Source organism: Lactiplantibacillus sp. B652 (assembly GCF_023806745.1).
Classification (GTDB): Bacteria; Bacillota; Bacilli; order Lactobacillales; family Lactobacillaceae; genus Lactiplantibacillus; species Lactiplantibacillus pentosus.
Map to the genome: position 1 here is coordinate 46,547 of NZ_JAMSKY010000009.1, position 16,525 is coordinate 63,071.

7 protein-coding genes and 7 tRNA genes are annotated in these 16,525 nt (G+C 46.2%); all 14 read right to left on the reverse strand.

The window, feature by feature from the left end; all coding sequences use genetic code 11:
- Positions 1 to 186 precede the first annotated feature (186 nt).
- The 14 genes from rpoC to MZO40_RS11575 all read right to left on the reverse strand — a co-directional run bounded on the left by rpoC (position 187) and on the right by MZO40_RS11575 (position 16,381).
- Entirely contained in the window at positions 187 to 3,828 is a 3,642-nt protein-coding gene (gene rpoC, locus MZO40_RS11510; protein ID WP_056952222.1) for a DNA-directed RNA polymerase subunit beta', read from the reverse strand.
- A gap of 17 nt (positions 3,829 to 3,845) precedes the next feature.
- Positions 3,846 to 7,460 (reverse strand): DNA-directed RNA polymerase subunit beta, encoded by a 3,615-nt coding sequence (locus tag MZO40_RS11515; RefSeq protein WP_050338980.1) that lies wholly within the window; start codon positions 7,458 to 7,460, stop codon positions 3,846 to 3,848.
- A gap of 244 nt (positions 7,461 to 7,704) precedes the next feature.
- Positions 7,705 to 8,310, reverse strand: a complete 606-nt coding sequence (locus MZO40_RS11520) for a TetR/AcrR family transcriptional regulator (protein ID WP_105961734.1) — start codon at positions 8,308 to 8,310, stop codon at positions 7,705 to 7,707.
- A 308-nt stretch (positions 8,311 to 8,618) separates the two neighbouring features.
- Positions 8,619 to 11,123 carry an ATP-dependent Clp protease ATP-binding subunit gene (locus tag MZO40_RS11525; protein WP_050338981.1) on the reverse strand — a complete coding sequence of 835 codons (2,505 nt, stop codon included), beginning with the start codon at positions 11,121 to 11,123 and terminating at the stop codon, positions 8,619 to 8,621.
- Positions 11,124 to 11,141: 18 nt separating this feature from the next.
- Positions 11,142 to 11,609, reverse strand: coding sequence for a CtsR family transcriptional regulator (locus MZO40_RS11530; protein WP_003638050.1), 468 nt, complete (start codon positions 11,607 to 11,609; stop codon positions 11,142 to 11,144).
- 1,516 nt (positions 11,610 to 13,125) lie between these two features.
- Positions 13,126 to 13,199, reverse strand: a tRNA-Pro gene (locus tag MZO40_RS11535).
- Positions 13,200 to 13,248: 49 nt separating this feature from the next.
- Positions 13,249 to 13,322 (reverse strand) — tRNA-Pro (locus MZO40_RS11540).
- Between the two features lie 7 nt (positions 13,323 to 13,329).
- Positions 13,330 to 13,403, reverse strand: a tRNA-Arg gene (locus tag MZO40_RS11545).
- 10 nt (positions 13,404 to 13,413) lie between these two features.
- Positions 13,414 to 13,499: transfer RNA gene (locus MZO40_RS11550), tRNA-Leu, on the reverse strand.
- A gap of 8 nt (positions 13,500 to 13,507) precedes the next feature.
- A tRNA-Gly gene (locus tag MZO40_RS11555) sits at positions 13,508 to 13,579 on the reverse strand.
- 24 nt (positions 13,580 to 13,603) lie between these two features.
- Positions 13,604 to 13,676: transfer RNA gene (locus MZO40_RS11560), tRNA-Thr, on the reverse strand.
- Between the two features lie 3 nt (positions 13,677 to 13,679).
- Positions 13,680 to 13,761: transfer RNA gene (locus MZO40_RS11565), tRNA-Leu, on the reverse strand.
- Positions 13,762 to 14,183: 422 nt separating this feature from the next.
- Complete coding sequence (serS, locus tag MZO40_RS11570; RefSeq protein WP_105961723.1) at positions 14,184 to 15,461, reverse strand: serine--tRNA ligase; 1,278 nt, start codon at positions 15,459 to 15,461, stop codon at positions 14,184 to 14,186.
- A 284-nt stretch (positions 15,462 to 15,745) separates the two neighbouring features.
- A complete protein-coding gene (locus tag MZO40_RS11575) occupies positions 15,746 to 16,381 on the reverse strand; it encodes a deoxynucleoside kinase (protein ID WP_050338983.1) in 636 nt (211 codons plus the stop codon).
- Positions 16,382 to 16,525: the final 144 nt, after the last annotated feature.

Genomic DNA, 16,525 nt, shown 5'->3' on the forward strand with positions numbered 1-16,525 from the left:
CGACCGGTCAGCTGATAACACTGAAGCGTGCTCGACGGCGATTGGACCTCACGCGGAAAAGTGTCGCATCCCAAATCCAGCTACAGCCATCAATCGACACCGGCACCACAACCCAGCACGCCCCATAATTTAGCCCAGACAAAAAGGACGACCATCATGGCCGCCCTTTTCGGGAACAGTTAGCAATTACTTGCTAGCATCCTGTTCTTGCATTTGTTTTTCAAGATCACTGATTGAGTAAACCCCATCAGCAACGTTGCCAACTTCCTTAGGCTTGATATGACGGTAAACCGGCATACCAGTACCAGCAGGAATAATCTTACCGATGATAACATTTTCTTTCAGACCGATCAGTGGATCGTTCTTACCACGAATAGCAGCATCAGTTAAGACACGCGTCGTTTCCTGGAATGAAGCAGCTGACAAGAAACTGTTCGTTTCAAGAGCGGCCTTGGTAATCCCAAGAATAACTGGCCGTGACGTTGCAGGAATACCACCGGCAATCAAGGTCTTGTAGTTCTCGTCCTTGAAGTCTGCAATATCCATCAACGTACCAGGCAAGACGTCGGTATCGCCCGGATCCATGACCCGAACTTTACGTAACATTTGCCGAATCATGATTTCAACGTGCTTATCACCGATTTCAACCCCTTGCATCCGGTAAACCTTTTGAACTTCACGGAGCAAGTAGTTTTCAGTTGATAAAACATCACGCACTTGAATTAATTGCTTAGGATCAATTGACCCAATGTTCAACGGTGCACCACGGTGAATAAAGTCGCCTTCACTAACCGCCATCCGTGCAGTTAACGGCAACGTGTAAGTCCGAGTATCGGTTTCACCCTTAACTGTGACTTCCTTGGTCCGTTCCGCTGGGTTTTCTTCAATCAATTCAACTGTCCCAGTAACTTCTGAGATTTCGGCACGCCCTTTAGGATTCCGTGATTCCACAATTTCTTGCACACGAGGCAACCCTTGGGTAATATCGTCCCCGGCAACACCACCGGTATGGAAGTTCCGCATGGTCAATTGAGTACCAGGTTCACCGATAGACTGTGCGGCAACTGTCCCAACAGCTTCACCGACTTCAACTTCATCACCAGTAGCCATGTTACGGCCGTAGCAATGTTCACAAACCCCGTGCTTCGTGTTGCAAGTAAATGCAGAACGGATCGTAACTTCCGTAACACCAGCATCAACGATTTTATGAGCTAAGTCTTCATCGATCAAGACGTTGTTACCGACAATTTCATCATGCGTTTCAGGATCGAAGACCGTCTTCATCGTGTAACGACCTAAAATCCGGTCATACAATGGTTCGATGACTTCGTTACCTTCCATGATTGCGTGAATCCGCAAACCACGGTCAGTGCCACAATCCTTTTCACGAACGATAACATCTTGGGCCACATCAACCAGACGCCGAGTCAGGTAACCTGAGTTGGCAGTCTTCAAGGCCGTATCGGTCATCCCTTTACGAGCACCGTGGGTTGAAATGAACATTTCCAAGACAGACAAACCTTCACGGAAGTTAGAAAGGATTGGCAATTCCATGATCTTACCGTTAGGGGCAGCCATCAAACCACGCATCCCAGCCAACTGAGTAAAGTTTGAAATGTTACCACGCGCACCGGAATCACTCATCATGAAGATTGGGTTATCCGCGTTGAAACTTTCAATCAGTTTTTGTTGGATTTGGTCCTTAGCGTCGTTCCAGACACCAATGACCCGTTCATAACGTTCGTCGTCAGTAATTAAACCACGACGGAACTGCTTCGAAATCGTATTAACTTGCTTATGGGCTTCAGCGACGATTTCTGGCTTTTCTGGTAAACCAGTAATGTCGGCAACCCCAACCGTCAAACCAGACTTAGTTGAAATGTTGTAACCTAAGTCCTTCATCCGGTCAAGCAAGAGTGACGTTGCAGTCACATGATATTGCTTGTAAACTTCGGCGATAATGTCAGCCAAGAAGCCCTTCTTGAATGGTGGAATAATTTCCTGTGCATCCAAGAATTGATGAATATCTTCACCAGGCTTCAAGAAGTACTTGTCAGGTGTACCAGCAATCAAGTTATCGTTGGTTGGTTCGTTCAAGTAAGGGAACTTACCAGGCAAGATATCGTTGAAGATGGCTTTCCCAACTGTCGTCACTAAGACGGCTTGCTTCTGTTCGTCGGTAAATGGCTTGTCAGGCATTGATGAAACTTGAATTCCGACCCGGCTGTGTAAGTGCACATAACCAGATTGGTAAGCCTTTTGAGCTTCATTCAAGTCTTTGAAAATCATGCCTTCGCCTTCACGACCGATTTCTTCAGTAGTCAAGTAGTAGTTACCGATAACCATATCTTGTGATGGCGTAACAACGGGCTTCCCGTCCTTAGGTGCCAAAATATGGTGGGCAGCTAACATTAAGAGCCGTGCTTCAGCTTGAGCTTCGTCTGAAAGCGGCACGTGAATGGCCATTTGGTCACCATCAAAATCGGCGTTGTAGGCTTCACAAGCTAATGGGTGTAACCGCATCGCTTTACCACTAACTAAGACGGGTTCAAACGCTTGAATCCCTAAACGGTGAAGCGTAGGGGCCCGGTTCAACAGTACCGGATGCTCCTTGATAACGTCTTCCAACACGCCCCAGACATCGTCGTCAGCATGTTCGATCTTACGCTTAGCGTTCTTAATGTTAGAAGCTAATTCACGTTTAACCAATTCTTTCATAATGAACGGCTTGAACAATTCCAACGCCATTTGACGTGGTAAGCCCATTTGGTTCATCTTCAAGAAAGGCCCAACATCGATAACCGAACGACCAGAGTAGTCGACACGCTTACCAAGTAAGTTTTGACGGAACCGCCCTTGCTTCCCTTTCAACATGTGTGAAAGAGACTTCAATGGCCGGTTACCAGGACCAGCAACTGGACGGCCACGACGACCGTTATCGATCAACGCATCAACGGCTTCTTGTAACATCCGCTTTTCGTTTTGCACGATAATCCCAGGTGCATTTAAGTCCAACAGGCGCTTCAACCGGTTGTTACGGTTGATGACCCGCCGGTACAAGTCGTTCAAGTCAGAAGTGGCGAAACGGCCACCTTCCAATTGAACCATTGGCCGCAAGTCCGGTGGAATGACCGGAATTGCATCCATTACCATCCAAGCAGGTTCGTTACCAGATGTCACGAACGCCTCGATGATATCAAGCCGACGAACGGCACGTGTCCGTTTTTGACCAGAAGCATCCTTCAAAGTTTCCTTCAAATCACGGGCTTCTTTTTCAAGATCCACGTCATTGAGTAACCGTTTGATGGCTTCGGCACCCATAGCAGCTTCAAATTCGTTGCCATATTGCGCCTTCTTCTCACGGTATTCACGTTCAGAAAGCAATTGCTTCTTTTCAAGTGGCGTGTTACCAGATTCGATAACGACGTATGAAGCGAAGTAAATGATTTCTTCAAGTGCACGGGGACTCATGTCCAAGACTAAGCCCATCCGGCTAGGAATTCCTTTAAAGTACCAGATGTGTGTCACTGGTGCGGCAAGTTCGATATGACCCATCCGTTCACGACGGACTTTACTACGTGTCACTTCGACACCACAACGGTCACAGACAATACCCTTATAACGGATCCGTTTGTATTTACCACAAGCACATTCCCAATCCTTAGTAGGACCGAAAATCCGTTCGTCAAACAGACCGTCTTTTTCAGGTTTCAATGTCCGGTAGTTAATGGTTTCTGGCTTTTTGACTTCGCCATATGACCAGCTACGGATCTTGTCTGGTGATGCCAGACCGATCTGCATGCTTTCAAACTTGTTGACATCGATCAAAGGACCGACCTCCCTTTTTATTGATTATCTTGCTGAGCGTTGGTTGTTTCGGAAGGCTTTGCGGCTGCGTCAGCTTTCGCCTTTTCAGCGGCCTTCTCATCTTGTTGTTGTTTAAACTTGCTAAGGGCATCAACGTTAACGACATCATCGTCATCGTCGTCCATGTCACGTAGCTCGATTTCTTTATCGTTAGAATCTAAGACCTTCATGTCCAGACCAAGTGCTTGTAATTCCTTGACCAACACACGGAATGATTCCGGTACGCCTGGCTTAGGAATTGGTTCGCCCTTAACGATGGCTTCGTAAGTCTTAACCCGACCAACCACGTCATCTGACTTGTAAGTCAAGATTTCTTGCAAGGTGTAAGCAGCACCATATGCTTCCAAGGCCCAAACTTCCATTTCACCAAACCGTTGGCCCCCAAATTGCGCTTTCCCACCAAGTGGTTGTTGCGTAACCAGAGAGTAAGGTCCGATTGAACGAGCATGGATCTTATCGTCAACCATGTGACTAAGCTTCATATAGTGCATGACCCCAACAGCGACCCGCTTATCAAACGGTTCACCAGTCCGACCATCATAAACGATCGACTTGGCGTCTGAATCAACACCGGCTTCACGAACAGCGTCCCAGATATCTTTATCTTGAGCACCATCAAAAACAGGCGTTGCCATGTGGATCCCTAATTTACGAGCAGCCATTCCCAAATGCAATTCGAGCACTTGCCCGATGTTCATACGGGAAGGCACACCCATGGGACTCAACATGATATCGATTGGGGTACCATCTGGCATGTACGGCATATCTTCTTCAGGAACCACGATTGAAACGGTCCCTTTGTTCCCATGCCGGCCGGCCATCTTGTCACCAACTTGGATCTTCCGCTTTTGCGCGATGTAGACCCGAACCATCATGTTAACACCAGGTGATAATTCATCCCCGTTTTCACGAGTAAAGATCTTAACATCCTGGATGATACCGCCGCCACCATGAGGAACCCGCAATGACGTATCACGAACTTCACGCGCCTTTTCACCAAAGATGGCATGTAGGAGCCGTTCTTCAGCTGATAATTCAGTAACCCCTTTTGGCGTTACCTTACCAACTAAGATGTCGCCGTCTTTAACTTCGGCACCAATCCGGATAATCCCATCTTCGTCGAGGTTCTTCAAAGCGTCTTCCCCAACGTTAGGAATTTCACGGGTCATTTCTTCAGGTCCAAGCTTCGTGTCACGCGCTTCTGATTCATATTCTTCAATATGGATCGACGTGTAAACATCTTCACGGACCAACCGTTCGTTAATGATGATGGCATCTTCGAAGTTGTAACCGTTCCAAGTCATGAAGGCAACTAATGGGTTTTGTCCAAGGGCAAGTTCCCCGCCTTCCATTGCTGGACCATCGGCTAAGACTTCATCGTTATCCACGTGGTCGCCAACCTTAACGATTGGACGTTGGTTGTAGTTCTTACCACCGTTTGAACGACGGAACTTCATTAACTTGTAAGTGTCTAATGAACCATCGTCACGACGAACACGAACTTCACGTGCATCGACATATTCAACGGTCCCTTCATGACGACAAATCAACGCGATCCCGGAGTCATGGGCGGCTTTGTATTCAATCCCAGTCCCAATCAATGGGGCGTGTGGATCAAGCAATGGCACAGCTTGCCGTTGCATGTTGGCACCCATCAAGGCCCGGTTCGAGTCATCGTTTTCCAAGAAAGGAATACATGCCGTTGCGACGGCAACCACTTGTTTAGGCGAAACGTCCATGTAATCGACATTTTCGATTGGCGTTTCCAAGTTTTCTTCCTTGTTACGAGCTAAAACAGTGTCTTCAACGAATGAACCATCATCGTTCAACGGTGAGTTGGCTTGTGCAATCACGAATTGGTCTTCTTCGTCGGCTGCTAGGTAGTCGATCTTGTCAGTAACCTTATGCGTCGTCCAATCAACCCGCCGGTATGGCGTTTCGATGAAGCCGTAACGGTTAACTTTGGCATATGAAGACAAACTGTTGATCAACCCAATGTTCGGGCCTTCAGGCGTTTCGATTGGGCACATCCGACCGTAGTGGGTATAGTGCACGTCACGAACTTCATAACCGGCACGATCACGAGTCAAACCACCAGGTCCTAAGGCCGATAAACGCCGCTTATGCGTTAATTCACCTAATGGGTTGGTTTGGTCCATGAATTGTGACAATTGTGATGACCCAAAGAATTCCTTGATTGAGGCCACAACTGGACGAATGTTGATCAATTGTTGTGGTGTTACCGTAGCAGCATCTTGAATTGACATCCGTTCACGAACAACCCGTTCCATCCGGGATAACCCGATCCGGAATTGGTTTTGTAATAATTCACCCACGGAACGAATCCGCCGGTTACCCAAGTGATCAATATCATCAGTTGAGCCAAGACCTTCTTGCAAGTTGTAGAAGTAGTTAATAGAAGCAATGATATCAGCAGGCAAAATATGCTTGAACTTCAAATCAATGTTGCCATTACCAATCACGTTAACGACCTTTTCAGGATCGTTTTGTGAATAAACTTTAACCACTTGTAAGACCATTGGGTTAGTAACAACCGCTTCATCAGATGGTGTGTAAGTAACCGTCTTGAAGTCGTCACGTTCCAAGTATGGTGCTAACTTCGCCATGACGTTCTTGTCAATGACCGTATCCTTTTGCGCGATAACTTCACCAGTATCTGGGTCAGCCAACGTTTCAGCTAAGGTTTGGTCCATCAAACGCGTCTTCATGCTTAACTTCTTGTTGACCTTGTAACGACCAACAGGTGCGAAATCATAACGCTTTGGATCAAAGAACCGCGCCGTTAACAAGCTCCGTGAACTGTCAGCGGTCTTAGGTTCGCCAGGACGTAGCCGTTCGTAGATGTCCTTCAAAGATTCTTCGACCCGTGAGTCGTCAGTGTTCTTATGAACATCCTTTTCCAACGTTAACATCAAACTGTCAGTTTCACCTAACATGTCAATGATGTCATCATCCGAGCCATAACCTAAAGCCCGTACTAATTCAGTCAATGGAATCTTCCGTGTCCGGTCGATCCGCACGTACGAAACATTCTTAGCGTCAGTTTCAAGTTCTAACCAAGCGCCTCGGTTAGGAATAACCGTGGTGCCGTAGCTAGGACGCCCATTCTTATCTAATTCTTCATTAAAGTAAACGCCGGGTGAACGAACCAATTGTGAAACAATGACCCGTTCGGCACCGTTGATAATAAACGTCCCTTGTTCAGTCATTAATGGAAAATCACCGAAGAATACGTCTTGCGACTTGATTTCACCAGTTTCGTGGTTAGTCAAACGTAGGGTAACGTGCAATGGTGCCGAATAGTTGGCATCATGTTCACGAGCTTCTTCGACGGTGTACTTTGGTTCTAATAATTGATAGTCGACAAATTCAAGTGAAAGTTTTCCTGCGAAATCGTCGATCGGCATAATATCTTCAAACATTTCCCGGAGACCTTCATCCAAGAACCATTGGTAGGAATCGGTCTGGATTTCGATCAAGTTAGGCAAATCAAGAACTTCCTTGATACGTGCATAACTTCTACGGGTACGGTGTTTACCGTATTTTACTAAATGTCCGGCCAAGTTGTTCACCCCTTCTTATTATTCCGGAACCCGGCCCACCTTCAGTCAAATGTTACATTTGTGTTACAAATGCGTTTTTGACCGAATTTTAGGCATAAAAAAACCAAAAATAGTCGCTTAAGTTGACTATTTTTGGATTTATATTAGCGAGCCGCGCAGACAATAGATTGCGCGATTGCTCGAGTTCACGGTTACAGACAAGTTATAATATACAGCCTTTTACCCAGGTTGTCAACCCAGAAACTCGTGACACTCATTGCGCATCTGGTTTAACTGCAACCCCATATAAGATCATCTTCAACAACGTTTGGACCCGGGTCCGCTCATCGGCATGCGGATCACCGATGCGATGGAACGTATTAAACAGTGGGCTCAAACTAGTGATATAAAAACTAGCGGCCATCTGCGGGGTCACACCAGCGTGCAGTTGCATAGCTGGCTGTTCAAAGACCGCTTGAATCGGTTTTACGTAGTCGGTCGCAAAGATCCCACCTAGTTCGCGTATATGGTCCCGTTTCAGAGCCTTGAAGCTGGAATGAATCAGCGTAAAGACATCGGCGGGATGCTTGTGCGTCAGTAGTAGTGATACTTCCGTCAATTGTTCGAGTGGTGACCAATCCGTGCGGGCCTGAATTTCCTCAATCCCAGCTTTAATTTCTGCGCCAACCGTTGTAATCACCGCTAGAAAAATAACTTCCTTATCTTTAAAATGGTGATACAGTGCCGGCTGAGTGATTCCAATCGCATTGGCGATGTCACGCGTACTCGTCGCAGCGTACCCGTTCTTCAAGAACAGTTCCCGTGCCGTATCTAAAATTGCTTGGTGCGTCTTCGCCATTTGTTCGGCTCGCGTCGTCATGTCATCATCTTCTTTCATCTTTTATTTCCTATTATAATTTACACCAATCAGTAGCGAACCACCAGCCGCAAAACTCGCTGAATGCATTCGGATTGGCGTGATCGTTAATCCCGACCCGCGAAGAAGTCCGATAATCCAGCGGCCATGGATAGCCATGGCTACTTCATCAGGAATTTCATCAGTTGGTGCTTTAAGTGGCCACACTCACGCGCTACGGAAATCCGGGCTGTGAAACAATTCAGGTTCCATCGCTCAAAAAAAGACGCCTGAAGCCAACCCCGGCTCCAAACGTCCACTGTATCATTCACCTATTTTGATGAGACCGTCGAACGACCGTCTGTTTTCGGTTGATTTTTAATATTAATGGTGATGGCACCTTTGCTGGCACCAATCGTGACTTGGTCATCGACCTTGATCGCACCCGTTAATAATTCTTCACTTAACCGGTCTTCAATCTCAGTTTGCAATGCCCGGCGAATTGGCCGTGCACCGTATTCAGGGTCAAACCCAGCCTTGGCAACCACATCAATGGCGGCTGGCGTGATTTTGATCTTGATACCCTGTTGCGCAACCCGGTTCACGATTTCTTGTGACATCAACTTAACGATTTCGTGTAACTCTTCCTTATTCAATGAATGGAAGACAATCGTCTCATCGATCCGGTTCAAGAATTCTGGCCGGAACGTCTGCTTCAAGGTAGCACGAATCGTCGCCGCAACTGCATTGTAATCATTAGCCTTATCAGTAGCACCGAACCCAACGGACTTTTCATCCCGCAAGGTCGTGGCCCCTAAGTTCGACGTCATGATGAGAATCGTGTTTCGGAAGTCGACTTTGCGGCCTTTCGAATCAGTCAAGTAGCCATCATCCAAGACTTGCAACAGAATGTTGAATACGTCTGGATGAGCCTTTTCAACTTCATCAAACAGCACGACTGAGTATGGCTTCTGGCGTACCTTTTCAGTTAACTGACCACCTTCATCGTAGCCGACATAGCCGGGTGCTGACCCAATCAAACGACTGGTCGAGTACCGTTCCATGTATTCAGACATATCGATCCGAATCATGTTGTCCTCTGACCCAAACATGGCTGCAGCTAAGGCCTTCGCTAATTCGGTCTTACCAACCCCAGTCGGGCCAAGGAACATGAAGGAACCAATTGGCCGGCTTGGATCTTTCAATCCACTCCGCGCCCGGCGAATGGCCCGTGCTACTGCAGAAACGGCTTCTGGTTGACCGACGACCCGTTCATGCAAAATCTTTTCCAAGTTAACTAAGCGTTCGCTTTCGGATTTTTGCAATTGGGTTAGTGGGACACCCGTCCATTCAGCAACCACTTGGGCAATATCTTCTCCGGTCACTTGTAAGTCATAGTGCGGTGTGTCGCCTTCAGTGATTTGTGCTTCTTCATCAGCTTCAATGCGATCCAAACGTTGCTTGAGTTGCATTTCCTGCTTGCGAATATCCGCGGCTTGTTCGAAGTCCTGAGCTTCAATCGCCGTTTCCTTTTCTTCACGTAACTGCGCGAGCTTGTCCTGGTTCTTGGATAGCTTAGTCGGTTGATCCATCTGGTCGATGCGGACTTTCGCCGCCGCTTCATCCATCAAATCAATCGCCTTATCTGGTAAGAACCGATCACTGATGTAGCGACTAGACAACTTCACCGCTTGATTAACGGCTTCATCAGTAATTGTCACATGATGATGTTCTTCATACCGTGGCCGCAAGCCATCGAGAATCTCAACCGCTTCGTCTTCAGTCGGTTCATTGACCATGACCGTGGCAAACCGCCGTTCAAGTGCGGCATCGGATTCAATGTACTTTTGATATTCGTTTAAGGTCGTCGCCCCAATGGTTTGGAGTTCGCCTCGTGCTAATGCTGGCTTCAAAATGTTAGAAGCATCAATGGCCCCTTCAGCACCACCGGCACCAATCAAGGTATGCAATTCATCGATGAATAAGATGACATGCCCATCGTTGTAGATTTCGTCGATCACTTTCTTTAAGCGGTCTTCAAATTCACCACGATACTTGGTTCCGGCAACTAGTGAGCCCATATCAAGCATCATCAGCCGTTTGTCAGCCATGTCATTCGGTACGTCGCCAGCAACGATCTTTTGTGCCAGCCCTTCAGCGATCGCCGTCTTACCAACGCCGGGTTCACCAATCAAGACTGGATTGTTCTTCGTCCGCCGTGACAAGATTTGAATGACCCGCTTAACTTCTTTGGAACGGCCCACAACTGGATCCATTTCCTGTTCACTCGCCAGCTGTGTCAAATCACGCGCCAAGGAGTCCAAGGTCGGTGTGCCTTCCGTCTTCTTACCACCACGGTTAGCCGCACTGCCCTTACGCTTACTCATCGCATCACTGACACCAAGTTTACGCAAAACAACTTTGCGTGTTTGACTCAAATCTAAGTTCAAATTCATCAAAATACGCGAGGAGAGGATACTTTCATCAGAGAGCATCGCTAACAAGAGGTGTTCAGTCCCAATCTTGTTGGCGCCAAGCCGTTTGGCCTCATCACCAGCAACGGATAAAATCTCCTTAGCCTTTGGTGAATATGGCAAATACGTATCTTTGCCAATATTGCTCAACGTCCCGTAGCCAGTGAACCGTTCAATTTCTTCACGGATGTCATCTTCGCTCACAGCGTACTGTTGCAAGACTTTATTAGCAATACCGTTCTTTTCGATGGCTAGTGCTAATAACAAATGTTCCGTACCGACTGCCTGATGCTTAAAATATTTGGCCTGTTCCTGTGCTAGTACTAGCACACTTTTGGCACTAGGTGTAAATAAGTTATCCATTGCGATTCCTCGCTTTCTTTAGCTTTCGTAACGCAAGTGGTTCAAAATCCCGATAATTATTCGAGCCCGGAGACTATTTTCAAGGTCTCGGTCCGTCAGTCCTAACGTGTCGTGATCGATTGCCACTAATATCAACTGCGCTTCCCTACGATTTAAAACGTCGTCCTCATACAGACTCTGAACAACTGCGTAGGCATCCCGTTGTGTGATGGAATCGCCGATCACTTGAATGAGGGCGTCCAACACATCAGCATCATCGACCAAATTAACCTTTTCAATGCGAATATAACCGCCACCGCCACGCTTACTTTCAACTAAGTAACCATTTTGGATCGTAAACCGCGTTTTAATCACATAATTAATCTGTGAGGGTACCACGTTGAAAAGGTCGGCAATTTCTGAACGCCGAATTTCAACATGCTCCGAGTCCGCCAAAATACTTTTTAAATACTTTTCAATAATATCCGAGATATTTTGACTTTGCATGTGCTTCACCCTTTTCATTATCTTTGACTAATATTGACTTTTATTATACGAGGATAATGGAAAAAAGCAAAGAATTTCACCCAACTGGCGACCCAGTATGTGCTTAACGGTTGTTACAGCATAGCACGCCAAGCACTTGCTTTCAATTGATTGGACCGGATTTTCGACCCTGATTCGTTAACTTTGTTAGGCCTTCATATTCATTCAACTACCTATTTAAAATATGTCAAGTGTTGGCGTCTGAATTTGGTCAACTTTGTCTGGGACTCGTCGTTTATCCAACAGCTTGAGTTTCTATACTACAGGTTGTCCGCCTGAATTTCGACTAATACGCCACTTGTTTATTTACGACCGGCCACGCTTAACGTCATTTTGAACAGATACTTCATATATAGATTGTTCGTCATGAATCATGATTAAATCATGCTATTCTCTAAATTCAGGAGCTGCCAGCTGAGACCCGCTGGGAACAAGTACGAGTTGGCGTAAATTTGCAGAATCGTGTGCGTCCTACACCGGCTTACAGGCATTTCTGACAATGCTGGAACGTGGTGGACACAGATTTAAGCCGAAAAACCACGTCTTAAATACTGGTCTTCCACTAACCAAGCCAAGAACGCTTGCTAAGTGGAATTTCACCACTGAGCATTGTCAGAAACACCTTCCAGCCTGGATATGATTCGAAAGGCGGACGTGGGCGGGCCCAACTTTTTTGTTAGATTAGTTGTTGGTTCCTTAGTATACGGGAATGTTGAAATAAACTGTCAGACTGGTTCTAACAATAACCAAGCATCCTGACCCATGATTTAAGACTTCGAACACGCGGTTTCACTGAGATTGTCAAAACTTCCTCTAATCACCCGGGATAGCAAAGTCTTGAATTATAAGTGAAGACAATTTATTCGACTAAACGCAAGACTAGCTGACATTGAGATTCGTGAATCGCATTCAGGTAATCTTTTCAGTAACTAGATGCCATAATTCAGCATTGATCCCGTTTGAGAGCTTGCCTGAAGGACCAGAAACCTAATATTCAGTGGTCAATTGTACCTAGATAGGTGGCCGTTCATCTGCCATTCGAGCGGGTTCCCGACTGTAGGGGCTGGCTGACAATGCTCAAGGGCGAAATTCTTCTTGTCCGGGTGAATTTCCCGGGCTAGAAGAAGACTCGTATTTGAAATTGCGCAGTGGGTTTCTGCGTGAGTTCAAATCGATGTCCGCCCTGTTCCAGCGTTGTCAGCCGGCCCCGGAGGTCGGAATAGAACGCGTCTCGGCAGACGAACAGTAAACCGACCAACAGGCACGTTTAAATCATCTTTAATGCCAAATAATTAACGCAAGGCGCACTACTGGTGAATCTCATCAATTCATTGGGCGGAGCCAACTCGAAAAAGGCATTTCAAAATGATGGGGCGATCACACCTCAGCACCAGTCACAACACAGCAGTACACCACACGTCAAAAGTGGCCATAAAAAAATCCAGTCAAATGACTGGATTAGTTGGTTTAACCGTAATCGGGAAAACAGGATTTGAACCTGCGACCCCTACGTCCCGAACGTAGTGCTCTACCAAGCTGAGCTACTTCCCGAGAAAATTAAATAAAAAGCCTTAGTAATCACTAAGACTGTGTTAAACGATCGGGAAAACAGGATTCGAACCTGCGACCCCCTGGTCCCAAACCAGGTGCTCTACCAAGCTGAGCTATTTCCCGATACTAATGCACCCAGTAGGAGTCGAACCTACAACCTTCTGATTCGTAGTCAGACACTCTATCCAATTGCGCTATGGGTGCTTATTTAAAATGCCGAGGACCGGGATCGAACCGGTACGGTTATCACTAACCGCAGGATTTTAAGTCCTGTGCGTCTGCCAATTCCGCCACCCCGGCAAATTAAAAGCGGAAGACGGGATTCGAACCCGCGACCCCCACCATGGCAAGGTGATGTTCTACCACTGAACTACTTCCGCATAATAAAGCTATTCAATTGTAAATGCCGACTAGAGGATTCGAACCTCCGACCTCCTCATTACTAGTGAGATGCTCTGCCAACTGAGCTAAGTCGGCATGTGCGGGTGAAGGGATTTGAACCCCCACGTCGTAAGACACTAGAACCTAAATCTAGCGCGTCTGCCAGTTCCGCCACACCCGCATGATATTAACCATGCCCGTTGCCGGTCTAACAGTTCTTACTGGTATGCCTTGACAACTATTTAACTTTATCATCTTGTTGAATAGTTGTCAACAACTTTTTCAATTAATTGGATAAATATACTTTTTTAATGGATAAACAAGTTCTATTTTTCCGACAAGAAATATTATAGCACGGTAGCCTAAAATAGCAAACCCTATTTTCAAAAAAATTCTATTTAATTTCAAAAAAGCCACTGAAACCGCCTTTTGACGGCTGAAATACGGCTGTAAATCTCCATTAAAAACTAACCTTTATCTTCCATAAAGCCTGCTTTCCACCAATTTTACTGCCGATACGCGTTAATTTTATACTCATAAATTATGCAAAAACGCGGACCCGCATCACTGCGAATCCGCGTTTGACTAAATCATCAATTCGATTTAACCTTGCTTTTCGATTTTAGTCTTACCGTGCATGTAAGGAACTAAGACATCTGGAATCGTAACCGTTCCGTCTTCATTTTGGTAGTTTTCCAAAATAGCTGCGACGGTCCGACCGACTGCTAAGCCACTCCCATTCAACGTGTGGACGAATTGGAGTTTACCATCATCGTCGCGATACTGGATGTGTGCGCGCCGTGCTTGGAAATCAGTACAGTTTGAACAACTTGAAATTTCACGGTACTTGTCTTGTTCTGGGAACCATACTTCTAGATCATGCGTCATGGCCGCGGTGAAACTCATATCACCAGTCGTTAACGTAATCACGTGGTATGGTAAGCCAAGCTTCTTCAATAATGATTCAGCATTATTGGTCAGCTTTTCAAGTTCATCCCATGAATCTTCAGGCTTCGTAAACTTGACCATTTCAACCTTATTGAATTGGTGTAAACGAATCAAGCCCTTGGTATCGCGACCGGCACTACCGGCTTCTTCCCGGAATGCTGGCGATAGCGCTGTGAAATAAACGGGTAATTTTTCTGCCGGAATAACTTCATCGCGGTAGTAGTTTACCAATGGGACTTCAGCAGTTGGGATCAACGTTAAATCTTGCGTTGTGATCCGGAAGGCGTCTTCCTTAAACTTAGGGAATTGACCAGTCCCGTACATTGATTCATCCGTCACCATGTATGGTGGTAAGACTTCGGTATAGCCTTCTGCTTCATGTTGGTCCAAGAAGAAGTTGTAGACGGCCCGTTCAAGTTTGGCCCCATCACCAATGTAGTATAAGAACCGACTTCCTGAGACTTTGGCGCCCCGTTCGAAGTCCAAGATACCTAAATCTTCACCGATGTCCCAGTGGGCTTTTGGTGTGAAGTCGAACTTCCGTGGCGTCCCGATCCGACGTATTTCAACCGCGTCTTCTTCCTTCAAGCTGACCGGCACGTCTGGATGAGGCATGTTTGGTAAATGAGCTGCCATGTCTTGGACTTGCGCGTCGATCGTCCGGCGTTGTTCATCCAAGTCTTTAACATCCGCACTAACCTTTTGCATTTCAGCAATTTCAGCACTGGCATCTTCTTTATTGCGCTTCTTTTCTGAAATCTCACCTGAGACCTTGTTCCGAGTAGACTTGAGTTGTTCACTCTTCGCAATCAATTCACGGCGTTGTTCGTCCGCAGCTAACAAGTCATCGATATCACTAGCAGCAACGCCCCGATGACCAAGTTGTTCTTTGACAAAATCGGCATTTTGCCGAATCATTTTAACATCTAACATAACGACGTCTCCTTTGTAGAAATTAGTTGTAAATAAAAACAGTCTCTCCTCCCATATTGGGACGAAGAGACTGCGATTCGCGGTACCACCCAAGTTCAGGATTATTTGTTAATCCCACCCTTAAACGGATAACGGCCGTGCCGTGCAGTATTACCTGCCCACATTGTCGCGCCGGAGTTTCGACTGCCGGTTCACACCACCCACCGGTTCTCTGAACGTCTACTTAAAACGCGCCGTGTTTACTATTCACTGTCTACTATAAATCATTGATGTCCAAAAGGCAACTAGCCGAGACTCTTAACCTTTTCATCAATCAAGCGAATGACTTCCTGACGAGCACTCGGGTCCGCAACGAAATCTAATTGGTCGCCATCTATTTGCATCTTAGGGCTGTGGTCATAGTTAGCGTACCAGTCCGTATACCGTTCGTTCAACGTTTGATAGTATTGGTATAGGTCTGGATCTTGGTCGATTTGTTCATATGAGCGGCCCCGCTTTTGAATTCGCTTGAGCATCGTATCGAACGAAATATTGATGTGAATCAACAAGTCTGGGCTCTTCTGATGCTCAGCTTCAGGCAATTCTTGCATCATGTTATTCAATAGCGAGTCGTAAATGTCAACTTCGGTGTTGGTCGCCCGTCCCAAATCCCCGTTTAAATGGAACAATAATGAATCTTCGAAGATTGAGCGGTCCAAGACGTCCAAGTCGTTGGCAAACGCTGATTTGATACTATCCAACCGTTTATTTAAAAAGTAGATTTGTAATAAGAACGCATACTTCTTAGGGTCCTTATAAAATAACGGCAAAATGGGATTATCATCAACTGATTCGTAAAACGCTTTGGAGCCGAAATGTTGGGCTACTAATTGCGTTAAACTCGTCTTGCCGGCACCGATTGTTCCTGACATTACAAGCATGGGGCGTCTCTCCTTTTAGTCACGTCAAAATTTTGATTATCTTTAAAAGCAACACTACATATTGTACGCACCCAAGTCCTAAAATGCAATATCTGGTGAGTCAATTCCATAAAAAACTTAGTTTGGCTTAATTTGTCTTGAGTG

What these genes read in the sequence shown, in the direction of transcription:
- MZO40_RS11520 (WP_105961734.1), bottom strand. Translation starts at nt 8,310, where the DNA reads ATGACGACGCGAGCCGAACAAATGGCGAAGACGCACCAAGCAATTTTA.
- MZO40_RS11530 (WP_003638050.1), bottom strand. Translation starts at nt 11,609, where the DNA reads ATGCAAAGTCAAAATATCTCGGATATTATTGAAAAGTATTTAAAAAGT.
- serS (WP_105961723.1), bottom strand. Translation starts at nt 15,461, where the DNA reads ATGTTAGATGTTAAAATGATTCGGCAAAATGCCGATTTTGTCAAAGAA.
- MZO40_RS11575 (WP_050338983.1), bottom strand. Translation starts at nt 16,381, where the DNA reads ATGCTTGTAATGTCAGGAACAATCGGTGCCGGCAAGACGAGTTTAACG.
- MZO40_RS11525 (WP_050338981.1), bottom strand. Translation starts at nt 11,123, where the DNA reads ATGGATAACTTATTTACACCTAGTGCCAAAAGTGTGCTAGTACTAGCA.